This is a genomic window from Prosthecobacter sp., assembly GCF_046154365.1.
In the GTDB taxonomy this organism is placed as follows: domain Bacteria; phylum Verrucomicrobiota; class Verrucomicrobiia; order Verrucomicrobiales; family Verrucomicrobiaceae; genus Prosthecobacter.
Genome location: NZ_JBJXFV010000071.1, coordinates 88,369 through 107,928, shown reverse-complemented (window position 1 = coordinate 107,928; position 19,560 = coordinate 88,369). Strand labels below are relative to the sequence as shown.

The 19,560-nt window shown below is 60.3% G+C and carries 17 protein-coding genes; 12 read left to right on the top strand and 5 right to left on the bottom strand.

Annotation, left to right across the window (positions count from 1 at the left end; genetic code table 11):
• The first annotated feature begins 19 nt into the window (after positions 1-19).
• Positions 20-751, top strand: a complete 732-nt coding sequence (locus ACKVY0_RS09935; RefSeq protein ID WP_409214659.1) for an AAA family ATPase — start codon at positions 20-22, stop codon at positions 749-751.
• A 9-nt stretch (positions 752-760) separates the two neighbouring features.
• Here the strand turns inward: ACKVY0_RS09935 and ACKVY0_RS09930 are convergent, their stop codons facing one another.
• The 3 genes from ACKVY0_RS09930 to ACKVY0_RS09920 are packed head-to-tail and all read right to left on the bottom strand — an operon-like array spanning position 761 to position 6,317.
• Positions 761-2,212, bottom strand: a complete 1,452-nt coding sequence (locus tag ACKVY0_RS09930; protein WP_409214658.1) for a DUF1501 domain-containing protein — start codon at positions 2,210-2,212, stop codon at positions 761-763.
• Between the two features lie 53 nt (positions 2,213-2,265).
• Positions 2,266-2,775 (bottom strand): ORF6N domain-containing protein, encoded by a 510-nt coding sequence (locus ACKVY0_RS09925; RefSeq protein WP_409214657.1) that lies wholly within the window; start codon positions 2,773-2,775, stop codon positions 2,266-2,268.
• Positions 2,776-2,789: 14 nt separating this feature from the next.
• Positions 2,790-6,317, bottom strand: coding sequence for a DUF1553 domain-containing protein (locus tag ACKVY0_RS09920; RefSeq protein ID WP_409214656.1), 3,528 nt, complete (start codon positions 6,315-6,317; stop codon positions 2,790-2,792).
• Between the two features lie 107 nt (positions 6,318-6,424).
• On the opposite strand from ACKVY0_RS09920, the gene ACKVY0_RS09915 reads away from it, so the two are divergent.
• From ACKVY0_RS09915 to ACKVY0_RS09870, 10 genes are read left to right on the top strand one after another with little or no spacing between them, the layout of a single operon-like run.
• Positions 6,425-7,390 (top strand): acyl-CoA desaturase, encoded by a 966-nt coding sequence (locus ACKVY0_RS09915; RefSeq protein ID WP_409214655.1) that lies wholly within the window; start codon positions 6,425-6,427, stop codon positions 7,388-7,390.
• Between the two features lie 10 nt (positions 7,391-7,400).
• On the top strand, positions 7,401-8,678 hold the full coding sequence (locus tag ACKVY0_RS09910) for an NAD(P)/FAD-dependent oxidoreductase (protein ID WP_409214654.1): 1,278 nt from the start codon (positions 7,401-7,403) through the stop codon (positions 8,676-8,678).
• Positions 8,678-9,475, top strand: a complete 798-nt coding sequence (locus ACKVY0_RS09905) for a DUF1365 domain-containing protein (RefSeq protein ID WP_409214653.1) — start codon at positions 8,678-8,680, stop codon at positions 9,473-9,475. Before ACKVY0_RS09910 ends, ACKVY0_RS09905 begins: the two co-directional genes overlap by 1 nt.
• Positions 9,472-10,752, top strand: coding sequence for a class I SAM-dependent methyltransferase (locus tag ACKVY0_RS09900; protein ID WP_409214652.1), 1,281 nt, complete (start codon positions 9,472-9,474; stop codon positions 10,750-10,752). The genes ACKVY0_RS09905 and ACKVY0_RS09900 overlap by 4 nt, the downstream gene beginning before the upstream one ends.
• Before the next feature lie 5 nt (positions 10,753-10,757).
• Positions 10,758-11,090: a DUF1475 family protein gene (locus ACKVY0_RS09895; protein WP_409214651.1), complete on the top strand. Its 333-nt coding sequence runs from the start codon at positions 10,758-10,760 to the stop codon at positions 11,088-11,090.
• Positions 11,087-11,587: a DUF2062 domain-containing protein gene (locus tag ACKVY0_RS09890; protein WP_409214650.1), complete on the top strand. Its 501-nt coding sequence runs from the start codon at positions 11,087-11,089 to the stop codon at positions 11,585-11,587. Before ACKVY0_RS09895 ends, ACKVY0_RS09890 begins: the two co-directional genes overlap by 4 nt.
• A complete protein-coding gene (locus ACKVY0_RS09885; RefSeq protein ID WP_409214649.1) occupies positions 11,577-12,368 on the top strand; it encodes a DUF1295 domain-containing protein in 792 nt (263 codons plus the stop codon). Before ACKVY0_RS09890 ends, ACKVY0_RS09885 begins: the two co-directional genes overlap by 11 nt.
• A gap of 37 nt (positions 12,369-12,405) precedes the next feature.
• On the top strand, positions 12,406-13,443 hold the full coding sequence (locus ACKVY0_RS09880) for an SAM-dependent methyltransferase (protein WP_409214648.1): 1,038 nt from the start codon (positions 12,406-12,408) through the stop codon (positions 13,441-13,443).
• A complete protein-coding gene (locus ACKVY0_RS09875; protein ID WP_409214647.1) occupies positions 13,440-14,189 on the top strand; it encodes a hypothetical protein in 750 nt (249 codons plus the stop codon). Before ACKVY0_RS09880 ends, ACKVY0_RS09875 begins: the two co-directional genes overlap by 4 nt.
• A 37-nt stretch (positions 14,190-14,226) precedes the next feature.
• Positions 14,227-14,922, top strand: a complete 696-nt coding sequence (locus ACKVY0_RS09870) for a cupin domain-containing protein (RefSeq protein WP_409214646.1) — start codon at positions 14,227-14,229, stop codon at positions 14,920-14,922.
• Positions 14,923-14,944: 22 nt separating this feature from the next.
• On the opposite strand, the gene ACKVY0_RS09865 is transcribed toward ACKVY0_RS09870, so the two are convergent.
• Positions 14,945-15,526: an RNA polymerase sigma factor gene (locus ACKVY0_RS09865; RefSeq protein WP_409214645.1), complete on the bottom strand. Its 582-nt coding sequence runs from the start codon at positions 15,524-15,526 to the stop codon at positions 14,945-14,947.
• Between the two features lie 333 nt (positions 15,527-15,859).
• Positions 15,860-16,525, bottom strand: a complete 666-nt coding sequence (locus tag ACKVY0_RS09860) for a Uma2 family endonuclease (RefSeq protein WP_409214644.1) — start codon at positions 16,523-16,525, stop codon at positions 15,860-15,862.
• Positions 16,526-16,620: 95 nt separating this feature from the next.
• Here ACKVY0_RS09860 and alaS point away from each other — a divergent pair, with 95 nt between their 5' ends.
• The gene (gene alaS, locus ACKVY0_RS09855) at positions 16,621-19,392 is read left to right on the top strand and encodes an alanine--tRNA ligase (RefSeq protein WP_409214687.1); all 2,772 of its coding nucleotides are present in this window, start codon (positions 16,621-16,623) and stop codon (positions 19,390-19,392) included.
• The last annotated feature ends 168 nt before the right edge of the window (positions 19,393-19,560 follow it).

Below are 19,560 nucleotides of genomic sequence, written 5' to 3'. Positions count from 1 at the left end.
GCGCCATGCTCGTGGCGTCATGCCATCCACGATCTGCATCATCGGCGGCTGCAACGGTGCCGGGAAATCCACCCTGGCACGTGAGCTACTGCCGCGCATGGGCATTGAGCGCTTCCTGAACGCGGATTTGATCGCGAAGGGCCTCTCGCCGGTGAATCCATCGCTGGCGGCCTTTTCCGCAGGGCGGCGGTTAATTGAGGAAGCGCGTAGTTTGATCGCGGCGGGCACGAGTTTCGCCATCGAATCGACTTTGAGCGGCAAAACATATGTGAAGATGCTGCGGGAGGCGAAGGAGCGCGGCTACCGCTTTGTGCTGCACTATGTGATGATCGACTCCGCCTCGCAGGCGGTGGAGCGCGTGAGGCTGCGCGTGATGACGGGCGGCCACCATGTGCCGGAGGACGATGTGCGGCGGCGCTTTGAGCGCAGCGTGCGGCACTTTTTGCACGACTACCTGCCGCTTGCGGATGAATGGGGCTTGTGGGAGAATGCCGTGCCGCCAGCGGTCAAGATTGCCGACGAAACAACGCACACGATTCAACGAATCCACGATATGATCACGTCCACCAAGCTCCAGGAAGTGCCGCAGACGCCGAACACCGCGATGTCGGAGATGGTGCTCGAAGCCAGCCGCGTGGCGACGGCGAAGATGCTCGACCTTTATGCGCGCATGGGCATCAAGGTAACGCCGCAGATGACACTGGCACCGGATTCGCCAGAACCGGCGTTCAAGCCCTTCGGGCTGTGGTGAGCGGCGGCATCACGCCAGCAAATCCTTCACCACATGGCCGTGGATGTCGGTGAGACGATAATCGCGGCCTTGGAAGCGATACGTTAAGCGTTCGTGGTCGAAACCAAGCAGGTGCATCACCGTGGCCTGGAAGTCGTGCACATGAACTTTGTTCTCGGCGACGCTGAAACCCAGCTCGTCCGTGCTGCCGTAGTCGAATCCGGCCTTCACGCCGCCACCGGCCATAAAGAGCGTGTAGCAGTCCGGGTAGTGATCGCGGCCCAGCACCTTGCTCGCCGCCGTGCGGCCTTCGCGGAAGGGCGTGCGGCCAAATTCGCCGCCCCAGATCACTAGCGTGTCCTCCAGCAGGCCGCGTTGCTTGAGATCTTTGATGAGAGCGGCCACCGGCTTGTCGGTGGCGGCCATTTTCTTCGTGAGGCCGTCCTCGATGCCGTTGTCGGGACCGGTGCCGTGGAAATCCCAGCCCCAGTCGAACAGATTCACGAAACGCACGCCTTTTTCGATCAAGCGTCGCGCGAGCAGGCAGTTGTTGGCGAAACTGGCCTCGCCGGGCTTCGCGCCGTAGGCTTCGATGACGTGCTGTGGCTCCTTGGAGATGTCCATGACCTCGGGCACGCTCGTTTGCATGCGGAAGGCCAGCTCATACTGCGCGATGCGCGTGACCGTCTCAGGATGGCCAAACTCCGCGACCTGCTGCTGATTGAGCGCCTGCAAAGTATCGAGCGTCTTGCGGCGCAGATCGCGACTCATGCCCGCCGGATCACTCACGAACAACACGGGATCGCCCTTGCTGCGGCACTGCACACCTTGATACACGCTCGGGATAAAGCCGCTGCCCCAACAGCCCTGACCACCGCTCGGCTGCGTGCCGCTGGAGATGAGGCTGACGAAACCGGGCAGATCCTGATTTTCCGTGCCGAGGCCATAGGTGGCCCACGAACCCATCGACGGCCGTCCCTGCCGCGCATGACCGGTGAACAGCATCAACTCCGCTGGCGCATGATTGAACTGATCCGTGTTCATCGAGCGGATCATGCACATCTCATCCGCGATGGTGTGGAAGTTCGGGCACGCGTCGCTCATCCACAGGCCGCCCTTGCCATGCCGTGCGAAGGTGCGCGGCGTCCCCATCAGCTTCGGCACGCCGGTCGTGAAAGCGAAACGCCGACCCTTGAGGATCGAGTCCGGGCAGTCCTGCCCGCTGCGCTTCACCAGCTCCGGCTTGTAATCAAACAAATCGAGATGCGGCGGCGCACCTGACATGTGCAGGTAGATCACGCGCTTCGCCTTCGCCGCGTGATGCCCATGCTTCGGGATCATCGGATTCGCTGACTGCGGCATGGCCGCCGATTCCTGCTGCATCGCATGCATCGCGATGGCACCGAGGCTGAACTGGCCGGTCGCACCGATAAATTGGCGGCGCGTGGTGAGTTGGAGTTGATCGTGGAGGATGGGGTTCATGGGGAAGTGAGGCTTATGATATCACAGATTGTGATACCAAGTTTGGCGGGTGTTCAGGGGTGAAATCCGATTTGTTTGTGGGGCGTTGGCGGCGGCGGAGCCAGAAGGGGCATCAGCTTCTTGTAGATATCGCGAAGCGAAGCGTCGTGGATTAGCAGCGTGTTGTCGATCTCGGCCAAACGCTTGAGGATCATGGCATTCGCGGCGATTTGCTCGCGGATTTCAATGAACGCACGGATGACATAAACGCTCATGGAGATGGCCCGGTCACTGTTGAGCACCGAAGCGGCCATGAGGGCACCGTGTTCGGTAAAAACCCAGGGGAGCTTGCGCTTGCCCCCATGCCCCAAACTTGAAGTCACAAATTGTGACTTCAAGATGAGCCACTCTTCGCCACTGAGCTGAAATGCAAAACCCTCCGGAAACCGCCTCAGATTACGTTTGATCGCCTGATTGAAGACCTTGGTTTCAACTCCATACAGCGCGGCCAAATCAGAATCCAACACCACACGCTGGCCGCGCACGATGTGGATGGAGACGGGGATGGATTTCGGGGCTGCCATGGTTTCAGGTTAAATCACCTCCGCATCAAAAACTCATCCAAATTCATCACCACATTCGCCACGGCGGTCCAGGCGGCGAGTTCGGCGACATCCGCGCTTTTCTCCACGGGCCCGAGCGGCTCGGTGGCCATCTTCAAGGCGGCAGTAGCGTCTTTTTGATACACCGAAAGGGTCTCGGCATGCAGTTGGGTCAATGCGGTCACCTCATGCGCCGTCGGCTCGCGGCTGAGGCAGAGTTTGAAGAGGTGGGAGAGGCGTTCAGCCGTCGTCTTCGCTTCGCGAACGAGACGGCGGGCCATGGCTTGATGCGTTTCGATGAAGACGGGGTCGTTCAACGTCACGAATGCCTGCAACGGCGTGTTCGTGCGACCTCGGCGGATCATGCAGACCTCGCGATTGCCAGCGTCGAAGGTAGTGAAGCTGGCGTAGGGGCTGTTGCGCCGCACTTCGGTGTAGAGGCTACGGCGGTGCTTGTCGTCGCCTTCGCTGACGGTCCAGTCATTGCTGCGGCCAAAGGCGGTGCTGAGGCCGATGCTCGGGGTTACGGGACGCACGGGCACTCCATACATCTTTTCCGAAAGCAGACCGCTCACGGCGAGCGCTTGATCACGCAGCAGCTCGCCGGTAGCACGGAAGCGCGGGCCGCGGGCGAGGAGGCGGTTGTCGGGGTCGAGTTCGGTCAATAAGTGCTCAGTGCTCAGTGCCGAGTGCTCAGTTTTGTTCTTCGGTGCCACCGCAGCGCCACTGAGCACTGAGGACTGAGCACTGAGCACTTGAACCTTGCGATTGGCACTGCTCTGCCGATAAGCCTGACTCGTGAGCATGAGCTTGAGCATGTGCTTGATGTCCCAACCGCTGTCCATGAGTTCGGCGGCGAGCCAGTCGAGCAATTCGGGGTGAAACGGCAGATCGCCCTGGCTGCCGAATTCCTCGCTGCTGCGCACGATGCCGGTGCCGAAGATGCTTTCCCACAAACGGTTCACCGTCACGCGGGCGGTGAGCGGGTTGTCGCGGCTGACGAGCCATTGCGCCATGGTGAGGCGATTGCGCGGGGCGTTAGCTGGCAGCGGATTGAAAACAGCGGGCGTAGCCTCGCTGACTTCGGCATCAAGGGCCTGCCAGTTGCCGCGAAGCTGGATTTTCGTCACACGGCGCTGTTTGGCGTCGAGATCACGCATGATCGGCACCGTCACCGGTTTAATAGCGGCGAGTTCTTTGTTCGCAGCGGCGAGACGTGCGCGCTCGGCGGCGGATTCTTTGGCGACGTTGCGCACATAGTAATCGGTGACGGCCTTTTGCTGCTCCGGCGTGCGTTTGGCCTGCGCGAGCGCGGCGATGATGTTCTGCGGCACCTTCGTGACCTGCTGCACGCGGGCATCACCAGTGAAACCGAGGCGGAAGCTGCCGAGCGTGTGCTGCTTGTGCTCGCTGTTTTGTGCGATGGTCACACGCAGCGTCGATCCCGGCGGCACCACGACGGGCGATGGCGCGAGCAGCGTGAGCGTGTGCGGCTTGTCGGTGGCTCCACCGACGCCCCAGCCTTGGTTGGCCTTGTCCTTCGGCTTCAACACCGACGCAGCGGTAAATCCAGCCTGCTCATAGTCCGCAATCGCGGTGGTGAAGCTCACGGGCACCGGTCCAGCGACGGCGAAGATCTGGTCTTTGTCCGGTCCGGGTGTGCTTTCGCTCTTCCACACGATCTGGCGTTTGTCATCGAGCAGCACGACATGGAAGCCATCGAGACGCTTGCCCACGTTGCCGTCGGTGCGGTTCCAGACGACGACGCGATCAATCGGCTGCGCAGTTTTGAGATCGACTTCCCACCACGGATCGTTGTCGGTGCCGGCCGTGTGCGCGACGCTGAGCTTGGCGTAAATGCCATCCGTGTTGCCGTCGATGGCGCGTTTCGCCACAGCATCGGTGTACTGGCTGCTCTGCTTCGCCACGCCCTTCGGCGCGATGTTTTCCGCAGCGCTGAACACCTGCACTTCGGCAAGCTGGAGCGTCTTCTTCTCGCCGGGCAGCTCGATGCGGACAAAGCGGGCGCTCGGCGCGGCCTTGGCGGCGGGCGGCACGACTTCGGCTTTGAGATCGGTGATGACGAAGTTGCCGAAACCGGCGGCGGGGATCGTTTCGAGACGCAGGGCGCTGAGTTTGTCGGCCGTGGCGGGGACTTCGACGGTGTAAGTGTCTTTGTCGCTGTTCTTTGGAATCGTCACGGCGCCGTCAGCAGCAATGGCGGCGGTTTGTTTCGTCTGCGTGGTCACTTGGACCGGCTTCGGCGTCTGCCAGCCAAGATCGCGGGCAAATCCGGCGTCCCAGGTCGCAAGTCCGGCGAGCCATGCGGCCTCGGGCTTTGTGAATTTCTTCTCCAGTGCAGCGAGTTCGATCTTCAGGCGCTCGCGCTGCTGTTTCAGCTCTGGCGTGTCGAAGCTGTGCAGCGGCACTTCGTCTTTCTTGTCGGAGTCGGCACTCTGATTGAGGAAGGCGTAGAACTGGAAGTATTCGTTGATCGTGATGGGATCAAACTTGTGCGTGTGGCATTGCGCGCAGGCCATCGTGGTGCCCATCCAGACGGCGAAGGTCGTGTTCACGCGGTCGATGACGGCGGCGTTGCGGAATTCCTCGTCATCGGTGCCGCCTTCGTTTTGCGTCATCGTGTTGCGATGAAACGCGGTGGCGATGAGTTGGTCGTCGGTGGGATTGGGCAGCAGGTCACCGGCGTTTTGCTCGATGGTGAACTGATCGAACGGCATGTTCGAGTTCAACGCGCGGATGACCCAGTCGCGGTAGGCCCAGATCTCACGCGGCTGGTCGCTGGGATAGCCGGAACTGTCGGCGTAGCGGGCGAGATCGAGCCACTGGCGGGCCCAGTGCTCGCCGTAGCTTTGCTTGGAGAGATAATGATCGACCAAAGAGGGGTAAGTGCTCAGTGCGGAGTGCTCAGTGCTCAGTTTGGGGAGGAAGCGTTGGAGTTCTTCGAGCGTCGGGGGCAGGCCGGTGAGATCGAGGGCGACGCGGCGGATGAGCGTGGCGGCATCGGCTTCGGGAGAAAATTTGAGTCCTTCTTTGGCGAGACGTTGCGCTAGAAAAGCATCCACGGGGTTCACCTTGCCCGACTGAGCACTAAGCACTGAGAACTGAGCACTTGGCACCGCCGGCCTCACCACCTTCTCATAGCTCCAGTGCTTCCCCCACTTCGCTCCTTGCTTGATCCACTCTTTCAATAAAGCGACCTGCGCGGCGGAGATCGTCTTGTGCTGCTTCGGCGGCGGCATGACCTCGTCAGGATCCTGGCTCACGATGCGCTCAATCAAGGCGCTCTTGTCGGGGTTTCCGGGCACGACGGCGGTGACGCCGTCGTTGCTCTTCTTGGAACTCGTTTCGTCATCCAGCCGCAGACCGGCCTCGCGCTTTTTTTCATCGGGACCGTGACAGAAGAAGCAGTTCTCCGAGAGGATCGGGCGGATCTGCTTGGAGAAGTCAATGGGCTCCGCGAGCGCGGAGGAAACCAGGGCAAATAGGATGAGGGGGCGGATCACAATGAATGGAACGCTCCTCAAGGGCCAATTTTGACTGCTGATGGAATTTTTGAATCCAGATCAAAGGGACAAACGCAGTAGTCCGCGTGAATGAACCCAAGACTCCATTGACCCCTCAAAATTCAAGCCTGCTGCGGCAGTTTTGGCTGCTGTTGCAGCAGTGGGTGGACTCGGATTATCATCCAGAAGGCGCTGAGGCGGTGCGCGCCCAGGAGGACCGGGTGGACTGGAAACGCTGCGTGCCTTTCATTGTGCTGCATTTCGGCTGCTTCGCCGTGCTCTGGGTCGGGGTGAGCTGGGTGGCGGTGGTCGCGGCGGCACTGCTGTATGCAGTGCGGATGTTTGCCATCACGGCCTTCTATCATCGCTACCTTTCGCATCGGAGTTACCGCACCTCGCGCCTGGTGCAGTTTCTGTTTGCCGTGCTGGGGAACTCCTCCTGCCAGCGGGGGCCGTTGTGGTGGGCCTCGGTGCATCGACATCATCACCAGCACTCGGACGAAGAGGTGGACGCGCATTCGCCGAGCGTGCATGGCTTTTGGTGGTCGCACATCGGCTGGATCACCAGCACAAAGAATTTTCCCACGGACTACAGCCGTGTGCGTGACCTGCAAAAATTCCCCGAACTGGTCTTCCTCAACCGCCACGATCAAATCGTCCCCGTGGTTTATGGAGTGCTGCTCTGGCTCTTCGGCTGGCTGCTGGAGCGATATGCGCCCGGCCTCGGCACCAATGGCGCGCAGATGTTTGTCTGGGGTTTCTTCATCAGCACCGTGGTGCTCCTGCACGCGACGTTCTGCATCAACTCGCTGGCGCATGTCTTCGGCTCGAAGCGCTTTAAAACGGCCGATGACAGCCGCAACAACCTGCTGCTCGCCCTGCTGACACTCGGTGAAGGCTGGCACAACAATCACCACCGCTATGCTTCCGCCGCACGGCAGGGATTCTTCTGGTGGGAAATCGATGTATCTTATTACCTGCTGAAGATGCTGTCCTGGACCGGTCTGATCTGGGATCTCCGCAAGGTGCCACAAAGCGTCTATGACGAGGCGCGTGCTTTGAAACAATCCTAGCCGCGCCTGCATGAACCGCCCACGTCTTGCCATCATTGGAACCGGAGTCGCAGGGCTCGGCTGCGCGCACTTCCTGCATCAGCGATTTGACCTCACGATCTTCGAGCAGAACGATTACGCCGGCGGCCACACGAACACGGTCAATGTCACGGAAGCGGGACGCGAGCTGCCGGTCGATACCGGTTTCATGGTCTTCAATCATGTGACCTACCCGCTGCTCACACGTCTCTTCAAGGAGTTGGACGTGGAGACGAAGGCCACGTCGATGTCCTTCAGCGTGTCGCATCTCGAGAGCGGCATCGAATACAATGGTACCTCACTCGGTCATCTCTTCGGGCAGCGACGCAATTTGCTGAGGCCGCGCTTCTGGAAGTTCCTGGCGCGCATCAATCGTTTCAATGCGGAAGCTGTCGCGGCGCTCGACGAGCCACGCTTTGAGCGCATGACCTTGGGCGAATACGTCATCGCCCGCGATTACGGGGAGGATTTCCTCAATCTCTACATCGTCCCGATGTCTTCCGCCGTCTGGTCCACACCGCCGGAGCTCATGCTGTCCTTTCCAGCGCTCACGCTGATCCGTTTCTGGCACAACCACGGCTTCCTCGGCCTGCACACGCAGCATCCGTGGCGCACGGTGACGAATGGCGCGAAGTCGTATGTGAAAAAACTCACCGCTCCCTTCAAGGACCGCATTCGACTCGGTTCGCCGGTGGTTCGTGTCGAACGCAGGGACGAAGGTGTGAAGGTGTTCCCGCGCGAAGGCGAGGCAGCAACTTTCGACAAGGTGATCTTCGCCAGTCATGCCGACCAGACCTTGCGCATGATCGCCAATCCCACGGATCTGGAGCGTGCGCTGCTCGGTTGTTTCCACTACCAGCCGAACATGGCCACGCTGCACACAGATGAGAGCTTCATGCCGAAAACGAAGCGCTGCTGGGCCTCATGGAACTACCGCATCAGGCCCACAGCCGGCGGCGGCATCGAGCCGAGCACGCATTACTGGATGAACAGTCTGCAAGGCGTCTCCGACACGACGAACTACTTTGTCTCCATCAACGCCGCCGATGAAATCGCCGAGGACAAGGTGATCAAACGCATCGCCTACGAGCATCCGCTCTTCGACATGGCCGCCATTGATGCGCAGAAGCGTCTTCCCGATCTGAACCGCCTCTCGACCGATCAAACGACTTACTTCTGCGGCAGCTACTTCCGCAACGGCTTCCATGAAGACGCCTTCGGCTCCGCAGTGGCCTTGTGCCGCGATCTGCTTGGAAAGGAGCCGTGGTGATGCCTGAATCGTCCCACATCTACGAATGCACGGTGATGCACCAGCGCCTGCGGCCAAAGCGGCACGGTTTTTCGTATCGTGTGTTCTATCTGTGGCTCGATCTCGATGACATCGCGTCACTCGACGCCGATCTGGCCTTGTTCAGCCGGAACCGCTTCAATCTGTTTTCCTTCAATGACCGCGACCATCTCGGCAGTGAGCACAGCGATGTGAAAGCCGGGGTGCTTCAAGTCTTCTCGCAACACGCTGTGGACATCTCGCGCATCGCTTCGATCAAGATGCTCGCCTTCCCGCGTGTGCTTGGCTACGTCTTCAATCCCGTCACATTTTTTTACGCTTACGCGGTTGATGGATCGCCAGTCTGCGCTCTGGCGCAGGTCACGAACACGTTCGGTGAACAAAAATTATACCTGATGCCCGAAGCGGGCACAGACGGCTTCACGCTCGTCACGCCGAAGTTGTTCTACGTCTCGCCATTTTCGGCGCTGGATCTCCAGTTCGACTTCCACCTGCGTCTGCCAGGAGAAAAACTTCACATCACCGTCAATGATGCTGATGCGGAGGGCCAAGTTCTCGTCACAGCGCTTACCGGAACGCGACGTTCGCTCACGGATGCCGCCTTGCTCGCCTGCGCGGTGAAATATCCGCTGCTGACGCTGCGGGTGATTTTTCTCATTCATTGGCATGCCTTCCTGCTCTGGTTCAAGCGCGTGCCGTGGTTCAGCAAAAGCGCGAACCGCGAGCTTCAGCAAGACGTGCTGCGTCCACATCACTCCATCGCTTCCGCCAAATCATGAACTCGACCCTCACCTTCGACCACAGCCCCGCCGATTCACAGGCCGTAGCCGCGAAAGCCGGCTTCTATGAATGGCTCGTGCTGCAAAGCTTCAAGCCCTTCGTGCATGGCGGCATGAAGATGACTTATCCCGATGGTCGTGTGCGTGTCTTCGGCGCGCCGGGAGCGGAGATCACGGCGGAAATGCGCATCCTCAGCATGGATTTTTTCAAACGTAGTGCGCTGTTCGGCAACGTCGGCTTTGGCGAGGCCTATGTGGATGGCGACTGGGAAACGGACAGCATCGCGGATGTCATCGCGTGGTTCATTCTCAACCTCTCGAAGACACAGGGCTCCAAATCCTCCTCGGGCAAAGTGGCGTTCGTGAATCTGCTGAACTTCGTCAATCGCGTGCAGCATCTGCTGCGGCCTAACAGTGTGACCACCAGCCGGCGCAACATCGCGGAGCACTACGATCTCGGGAATGACTTCTACTCGCTCTGGCTGGACGAGACGATGACCTACTCGGCCGCACGCTTCGAATATGCAGGACAGCCGCTGGCTGAAGCGCAGAGTTCCAAATACGAAGCGCTCTGTCAGAAGCTCCAGCTCAAACCGGGCGATCATGTGCTCGAAATTGGTTGCGGCTGGGGCGGATTCTCCTGCCACGCGGCCAAGCATCATGGCGTGCGCGTCACCGCCGTCACCATTTCGCAGGAGCAGCACAAGTTTGCCACCGAGCGTGTGGCGCGTGAAGGTTTGTCTGACCGGATCGAGATTCGCCTTCAAGATTATCGCCACATCACGGGCCAGTTCGACAAGATCGCCTCCATCGAGATGCTGGAGGCCGTCGGTGACAAGTTCCTGGAGACGTACTTTGCGAAATGCGCTGAAGTCTTGAAACCCAAAGGTCTGCTGGCCTTCCAGATGATCACGGTAGCTGACTGCCAGCACAAAGACCTGCGCCAAGGCGTGGACTGGATTCAGAAGCACATCTTCCCCGGCTCGCTGCTGCTCAGCATCGGCCGGGTGAACGAAGCGATCAATCGCACGAGCGATCTCTTCATGCACGGCCTGGAGGATCTTGGCGCGTCGTATGCCAAAACGCTGCGCCTGTGGTTCGAGCGCTTCAACGCGAAACTGGCGGAGGTGAAGGCGCAGGGCTTTGACGAACGCTTCGTCCGCAAATGGAACTTCTATCTGCAATACTGTGAAGCCGCCTTTGCCATGCGGAACATCAGCGTCGTGCAGGCGGTGTACACCAGGCCGAACAACATCAAGCTGCACCAAGCCTTCTAAATCTCATGATCTGGTTGCTGCGTTGCTTTTTTATCGTCGTTCTGGTGTCGATGCTCGGCGTCACGAGTTGGGCGTCGATGCAGTGTGCGTTGTGGGACACGCCGCGTGCGGTGGCGACGCATCCGTGGTTCATCGCGACGTTGTTCGACACCTACTGGGCCTTTTTGACCTTCTATTGCTGGGTCGCTTACAAGGAGCGTTCCTGGATCGCAAAGTTCGCGTGGCTTATCGCCATCCTGCTGCTCGGCAACATTGCGATGGCGGTTTACATGCTTATTCAACTCTTCCGCGTGCCCGCGAATGCACGCATCGAGGACATCCTGCTGCGCCAAGCATGAGCGAGACCGTCCGGCGTGAATCTTTGTGGCGGCGCTGGGTGGTGAACCCGGTGATCGCCCAGCTCACGCAAGGCATCGCGCCCGGCAAAATCGCGCAGGCCATCGCCTTCGGTGTCACGATTGGTGTGTTTCCGCTGCTCGGCACGCCGACGCTGCTGTCTCTCGCCATCGGCATTCCCATGAAACTCAACCAGCCGGTGCTGCAGGTGTTTCGAGAGCTAAGTTACCCGCTTCAACTCGCCACCGTGCTGCTTTTCATGCGCGGAGGCGAATCCTTGTTTGGCGCGGAGCATGTGCCGCTTTCCATTCCCATGCTCATGGAGCGCTTCTTCGCAAACCCGGGCCAGTTCCTGGCCGATTTCGGCATGATCGGCCTCTATGCCGTGGTGGTGTGGCTTCTCATCGCGCCGTTGCTGCTTGGCACGATCTATTTCATCAGCCGTCCGATCATCGAACATCTCTCCCAACGTCTCAACCGCTCACGTCATGCCACCTGACTTTTGGTTCTTGCTCGGCGTCGGCACGCTCATCGCGTTCGTGCTGTTTGCGCTCACCTGGCTGTTCAGCTTGAAGCTGGACAACTTCAGCTTCGTCGATGTGACGTGGTCCAATGCGCTGGCGTTCCTAGCTCCCGTTTATGCCTGGCTGGGAGGTGGATTCACGCAGCGCAAAGTCATCGCGGTGACGATGGCGCTGCTGTGGAGCCTGCGGCTGGGCACTTATCTGTTCTTCCGCGTCAAACGGCATCATCCGCACGAGGACGTGCGCTACGAGGTGCTGAGGCAGAACTGGAAAGCCCGGCTCGCCCGCAACTTCTTCTTTTTCTTCCAGGCGCAGGCCGTGCTCATTGTGCTGCTGTCCGTTCCTGTGCTGCTCGCGTGCTTGAATCCCGCGCCACAGCTCGGAATCATCGAGTGGATCGGTTTCGCGGTGTGGCTCGTCGGCATCGGCGGCGAGGCGCTGAGCGATGCGCAGATGCAGCGTTTCAAAGCGGACCCAGCCAGCAAGGGCAAGGTCTGCCAAGTCGGTCTCTGGCGCTATTCCCGGCATCCGAACTACTTCTTCGAGTCTGTCGTGTGGTGGGGCTTCTGGCTCTTTGCCTGTGGCTCACCGTGGGGCTGGGTCACGCTTTATGCGCCTGCGTCGATTCTCTACTTCCTGCTGCGCGTCACCGGCATTCCGCTCACGGAAGAGTGCGCGGTGAAGTCGAAAGGCGACGCCTACCGCGAGTATCAGCGCACCACGAGCGCCTTTGTGCCGTGGTTGCCGAAAAGCTGAATCCAACTGCGCCGCCCGGTCGAATCACTCCCCGAAAATGAGCACCATCAACGCCATCCTCGCCAAGAACATCCTTCCCGATGCCATGATCCGCATCGGCATCCGCCAGCGGCTGGCCGAGACGTTGCGGGAGCACAAGCTGCCCACCGTCGCTGCCCAGCGCTTCGCCTTGATGCGCTACGTGCAGGATTTGAAGCTGATGCCCGTCGCCATCGCGACGGATGAAGCCAACGAGCAGCACTACGAGGTGCCCACACGCTTCTACCAGCTCGTGCTGGGGAAGCATTTAAAGTACAGCAGCGGCTTCTGGGCTGACGAAAAGACCACCTTCGATGAATCCGAGGCCGCGATGCTCGATCTGACCTGCGAACGTGCCGAATTGCAGGACGGGCAGCGCATTCTCGAACTCGGCTGCGGCTGGGGCTCGCTCTCGCTGTGGATGGCGGCACGATACCCGAACGCACAGATCACCAGCGTCTCGAATTCGCGCACGCAGAAGCAGTTCATCGACGCCGAAGCGGTCAAACGCGGTCTGAAGAACCTCACTGTCATCACGGCGAACATGATTCACTTCGAGGGAGTGGGAGCCGGTGTTTTCGACCGCTGCGTTTCGGTGGAGATGTTTGAGCACATGAAGAACTACCAGGAGCTGCTGCGCCGTGTGAGCACTTGGCTGAAGCCGCAGGGCAAGCTCTTCGTGCACATCTTCACGCATCGCGAATACGCCTACCACTACGAGGTGCGCAGCGATGACGACTGGATGGCGAAGTACTTCTTCACTGGCGGCCAGATGCCCAGCGACGACCTGCTGCTCTACTTCCAGGACGATTTGAAGATCGAGGACCACTGGTGCGTCAGCGGCCAGCATTACTCGCGCACCAGCGAGGCGTGGCTGGCGAACATGGACGCGCACAAGGCCGAAATTTTGCCGCTGTTTGCCGAAACCTACGGCGCAGATCAAGTCACCAAGTGGTGGGTGTGGTGGCGGCTGTTCTTCCTTGCCTGTGCCGAACTGTGGGGCTATCGCGGCGGTGAGGAGTGGATCGTTTCGCACTATCGCTTCGTGAAGCCATGAAACCCCTCTTGTTCATCGCACTCATCTTCGCCGCCTTCGGCCATGCGTTCGGCAACTTCACCGAGCTGGTGGAGCAGGGCGATGCGTATGACGTGAAGTATCAGCCGGACGCGGCGCTTCAATATTATCTGCCTGCTGAGCAGCTCGATCCGAACAACGCGGCGCTGCTGGTGAAGATCGCGCGTCAGTATGTTTTCCGCATGAATGATCTGCCATCGAAGGAGCAGAAGCTCGCCTCGGGTCGCACGGCACTGGCCTATGCGGAGCGCGCTGTGAAGGCTGCGCCGAAGGAATGTGACCCGCATCTTTCTGTGGCGATCTGCTGGGGCAAACTCACGCCGTTCATGGGCAACCGGGAGAACGTGGAGGCCTCAAGCAAGATCAAGATGGCCGCGGAGACTGCGGTGAAATTGAACCCGCGCAACGACTACGCCTGGCACCTGCTCGGACGCTGGCATCAAGAGCTGGCGGACATTGGCGGGGTCACTCGTGCGCTGGCTTACGTTGCCTACGGCGGTCTGCCCGCCGCATCGAATGACGCGGCGATCAGGTGTTTTGAGAAGGCCATCGCGCTGCGGCCTGACAGGCTCATTCATCACATCGAACTCGGCCGCACCTGCGCCGCAATGGGGCGCAAGGACGAGGCGCTGAAACATTTGCAGCGAGGTCTTGCCATGCCGAACACCGAGAAAGACGACCCCGAGACGAAACTGCGTGGAAAGGCCGCGTTGAAGAAGCTTGACTGATGGATCGCAACGCCAGTCTTTCCATCCCCATCAGACAATGAGCCAAGAAACAACATCGACATCCGAAGACATCCTCGATGATCTGGCTCTCCGGCACGCGCTTGGGACTCTCGAGGGCACGGAGCGCGCGGAGTTTGAGACGTGCATGAACTGTCCGCACAGTCGCGCCGGAAAACTGGCGACGGCGTACACCGAGCTTGTCGGCGCCGTGACCCTCGCGGCTTTGCCTGCGGGCGAACCGCCTCCGCCCGAGGTGAAGGAGCGTGTCGTGGCGAGCATTCGCACACGCGAGGCCGCGAAGGCTGCCACACACGCTGTGCCGCCGCACGTCACCGCCCTGCTCATGGCGGGCGATGATCTGCCGTGGATGTCCACTCCTTACCGGGGCGTGCGCATTCGCGAGCTGTCCACCGATTCACCGGACTACTCCATCATCATGCTCTCATGCGATCCAGGCGCGATCTTTCCGCCGCACCATCACGCAGGCTCGGAAGATGTTTACATCATGTCCGGCGAGGCCGTCATGGACGGACGCGTGCTGCGTGCCGGGGACTTCTTGCACGCGAATGCCGGCTCGCATCATCCTGACATGATGATCTCACAATCCGGCTGTCAGGCAATGATCATCACCTCAAGCAAGAACTACTCGCCGCGCGCTGCGCGTGCTTACAGCGTGGCTCATCGCGTGGTCAGCCGCATCGGACGTGCGCTCGGAGTCGGGGCAGGGAAGTGAGAATGGCAAAAGATTGAGCCATTCATGAGGCACCGCGACTCATCGCCTCGCGCAGCCGCAACAGTCCGCGGCGGATGCTGGTTTTCACCGTGCCCAGCGGCAGACCGAGCGCTTCTGCAATGCCGTGATGCGTGATCCCTTTCAGAAAGGCCAGCTCGATGTGCTTGCGCTGCTCGTCCGGCAGGGAAAGCAGCGCCCTGCGCACGAGAGACGCGCGGTCTTGTTCATCGGCGGCGATGTCTGCGCTCGGACCGGAGTCGCCGGACCACAAGTCGGATTCATCGGTGGCTTGCTCGGCCTGCCGCGCCCGACGGCCACGCGCACGCAGGCGGTCGATGGCTTTGTTGCGGAAGATCATCACCGCCCAGGAGAATGCTTTGCCTTTCGTGGCATCGTAGTTCGACGATTTGTCCCAGAGATTGATGAATCCATCCTGCAGCACGTCCTCGGCCTCGTGCGTGTCACCGAGCATTTGGCGCATCAGATTGAAGAGCGGCGCGGCAAAGCGATCATACAGCTCTGAGAACGCGCGCTCGTCTCTGCCGGCCACCTTTTGAAGGAGGACCTCGTCGGTTTCGCTATTGGTCTCGGCATCTGAATCCATGAAAGTGCGGATACACGGCCACAACCTGCAACATATCACAAGCGGCAGTTCCCAGACAGCTACGACAAGCGGGAGCAAAAGAGTCGGCGCAAGCATGGGGATTGGTGCGTTATCCATCGCTGGTCGGCCTCGCGTTTCTTTTCATCCGGGCCGTGGCAGAAATAGCAGTTCTCCGACAAAATCGGGCGGATTTCCTTGGAGAAGCTGATCGGGCGTGCCGAAGGCTCCGCGAAGGCGGTCACGGTGAGGGCGAAAAAGAGCGAGGGGCGGATCACGTAGCTTCATGCATTCGCCGCCGCCTATTTTTGGCTCGTGGCGGCATTCTCCATCGCACTAGCGGCGTTTGCTGGAGCGCTTGGTGGCGAGCAGCAGCTTCAGGCAGTCGCTGACTTTAGGCAGCTTGGCCGGATTCAGCCATTCGCGTTTCACCCAGAAGCCAGGGATGCTGGTGGAGTCGATGCGCTCGGATTTTTCGGCGAATTCCTCCAGCATGTCGCCGCTGCGGCGGAAGAAATGGTGGTCGAGCTTCTGCGGATCGAGAATCCAGTATTCCTGCACGTCATGCAGCTCGTAGGCGGCGAATTTTCGCCCGGTATCGTTCTTCGCCGTGGCGGGTGACAGCGCCTCCACCACAAAGGTGGGTGCAAACGGCGCATGCGTCTCCGGCAGCCGTGCCGCCTGCGATTTCGTGAAATAGGCGAGGTCGGGCAGGAAGGTCTCGCGGATGCTGAGGCGCACCGCCACGGTTTCGCGGTGGAGTTCGCCAAGGTCTTCTTCCTCGATGTAGTTCCTGAGCAAGCAGTCGAGGAAGTTGATCAGTCGGGCGTGATTAAGACTTACTGGCGAGTGCATGGTGATTTCTCCATTGATGAGATCAGCGTGGACTCCGGGCTCGAGCCAATCAAGAAAAGCCTCGGCGGTAATCATCTTCGCGGCAGGCGACCGCCCAGCGCGGGGGCGTGCGAGGCGTGGCTTCGGGCGTTCGAGGATCGCTGGCATGACGTGATTCTAGGCCACCTCCGCAGCGCCCGCAACGCACGCCTTTACCTTTCCTGAACACCCGCTACCATCCGCGCTCCCTTTCCCCAGCCATGATGACCAGCGCCCAGATCCGCCAATCCTTCCTCGACTTCTTCAAATCGAAGGACCACACCATCGTCCCCAGTGACAACGTCGGCTACACCAGCCGCGATGGCGCGCGTATCTTCACCAATGCCGGCATGAACCAGTTCGTGCCCATCTTCCTCGGCGAGCGCAGCGCGGATGTGGATACCTGGCCCGGTGTGCTGCACAAAGGCCTGCCCACTCGTGCTGCCGACACCCAGAAGTGCATCCGCGCCGGCGGCAAGCACAACGACCTCGAAGACGTGGGCCTCGATACCTATCACCACACGTTGTTCGAGATGCTGGGCAATTGGAGCTTCGGCGACTACTTCAAGAAGGAAGCCATCTCCTGGGCCTGGGAACTCATCATCGAAAAATGGAAGTTCCCGCCCACCCGCGTCTTCGCCACCATCTATCAACCCGGTACCGGTGATCCCGCTGATCGCGACCAGGAAGCCTACGATCTTTGGGCCGAGAAGTTCCGCAGCATCGGCCTCGATCCCGACATCCACATCGTCAACGGCAACAAGAAGGACAACTTCTGGATGATGGGCGACACCGGCCCCTGCGGCCCCTGCACCGAGATCCACATCGACCTCACGCCCGGCGCACCGAACCTCGACGAAGACCGCCAGCGCGCTGGTGCTCTGCTCGTCAACGGCAGCGACGCCAGTTGCATCGAGATCTGGAACAACGTCTTCATCCAATACAACGCCAACCCCGACGGCAGCTTCGTCCCGCTGCCCGCGCAGCACGTCGACACCGGCATGGGCTTCGAGCGCGTGTGCTCCATCATCCAGGGCACGAAGAACTTCACCGACTTCGAGAATGCCAAGATCAGCAACTACGACACCGATGTCTTCAAGCCCATCTTCGATGAGCTGACGAAGATGTGCGGCAAGCACTACCAGAGCACGCTGCCCAAGGCCAACGCCCAAGGCCACGTCGTGCCCGTGACCGAGCAGGAGAAGATCGACGTCGCCTTCCGCGTCATCGCCGACCACCTGCGCACGCTCAGCTTCGCCATCGCCGACGGCATCCAGCCCGGTAACTCCGACCGCAACTACACCCTCCGCCGCATCCTCCGCCGTGCCGTGAAGTATGGCCGCACGCTCGAGTTCAAAGAGCCCTTCTTCTACAAGCTCGTCGATGTCCTCGCCCAGCACATGGGCGATGTGTTCCCCGAACTGCGCACCAAGAAGGAGCAGGTCAAAGCCGTGCTGAAGCTGGAGGAGGAGGCGTTCAATCGGACGCTGGATAAGGGTGTCGCGCTCTTCGAAGCCGAGGTCTCCAATAGGTCCCATACGTCGGATAGGTCCTATAAGTTGAGTGGCGAATTCGCGTTTCAACTCTACGACACCTTCGGCTTCCCGCTCGACCTCACCGAACTCATGGCCCGTGAACGCGGCCTCACCGTGGACACCGCAGGTTTCGAGACGCTGATGGAAGAGCAGAAGCAGCGCGCTCGCGAGGCTGGCAAGAAGAACAAGCAAGTCGTCTCTGTCAGCGAGATCGAAACCAAGGCACCGACCCAGTTCATCGGCTACGACACACTCGAAGCCGATGTGCGCGTGCTCGAAGTCGTCTCGATGAAGGACAAGAATGCCGTCGTCCTCGATGTCTCCACCTGCTACGCCGAGATGGGCGGCCAGGTCGGCGATGCGGGTCAGCTCATCCTCGGCGCGAACACCTTCCCGATCAGCGCCACCACCAAGGTCGGCAACACCTGGCTGCACTTCCTCGAAGGCGAAGAAACTCCCGCCGTCGATGCCACCGTGAAGCTCGTCGTTGATGCCCCGCGTCGTCACGCCATCGAGCGTCATCACACCGTCACGCACATTTTGCACTGGGCGCTGCATGAAGTCGTCAGCAAGGACGCCACGCAGAAAGGCTCCAGCGTCACGCCGGACAAACTCACCTTCGACTTCAACAGCGCCGCGCTCACCCCGCAGCAACTCAGCGACATTGAGCGCCTCGTGAACGAGCGCATCGTCGCCAATGACCCAGTTTCGTGGAGCGAAGTGCCCTACGTCGAAGCCAAGGCCAACAACGGCATCATGGCCCTCTTTGGCGAGAAGTATGGCGACCTCGTCCGCGTCGTGCAAATCGGCGGTCAGCGTCACAAGCTCGATGGTTGGAGCATGGAACTCTGCGGCGGCACCCACACGCGCGGCACCGGTGAAATCGGCCTCTTCCGCCTCGTCGGCGAAAGCGCCGTCGCCGCTGGCGTGCGCCGTATCGAAGCCATCGCCGGCCTCGAAGCCTATAACGCCGCCCGTGCGGATGCCGATTTGATCAAGCTGCTCTGCGGCAAGGTCAGCGCGCAAGGCGCGCACGACATCGAGAAGAAACTCGAAGCCTTGCTCGCTCAGCAGAAAGAACTGGAGAGGAACCTCAAAGCCGCACAACAACGCGAAGCCTCGGGCAAAGCCAAGGAACTCCTCTCCACCGCCGAAAACAACACCATCATCGCCAACCTCGGTGACGTGGATGCCGACTACGCCGTGGCCGTGAGCGATGCCTTGAAAGGCAGCTTCAACGGCATCGTCGTCCTCGCCACCACCGGCGGCGGCAACGTCGCGCTGATCGCCAGCGTCTCCAAGGATCACCAAGCCAAGGTCCAAGCCGGGAAGATCATCCAAACCATCGCCCCCATCGTCGGCGGAAAAGGCGGCGGGAAGCCTGACTTCGCGAGAGGCGGCGGCAAGGACGTGAGCAAGGTTGATGCAGCTCTCGCGGAAGCGCGGAAGATGCTCGCATGACGGAGCGCGAGTATGTCGAAGACTACTCGCCTCTTTTTGCACCTAGCGTGACCGATCCGCCACGCCACATTCGAGTCGTCGTTTTTTCGGCCTTCGCACGCGGCAGGAGAGTCAGGCGAGTAGAATACTCGCGCTCCATCGCTCAACGCGCTTGACCAGTGGGTTTGC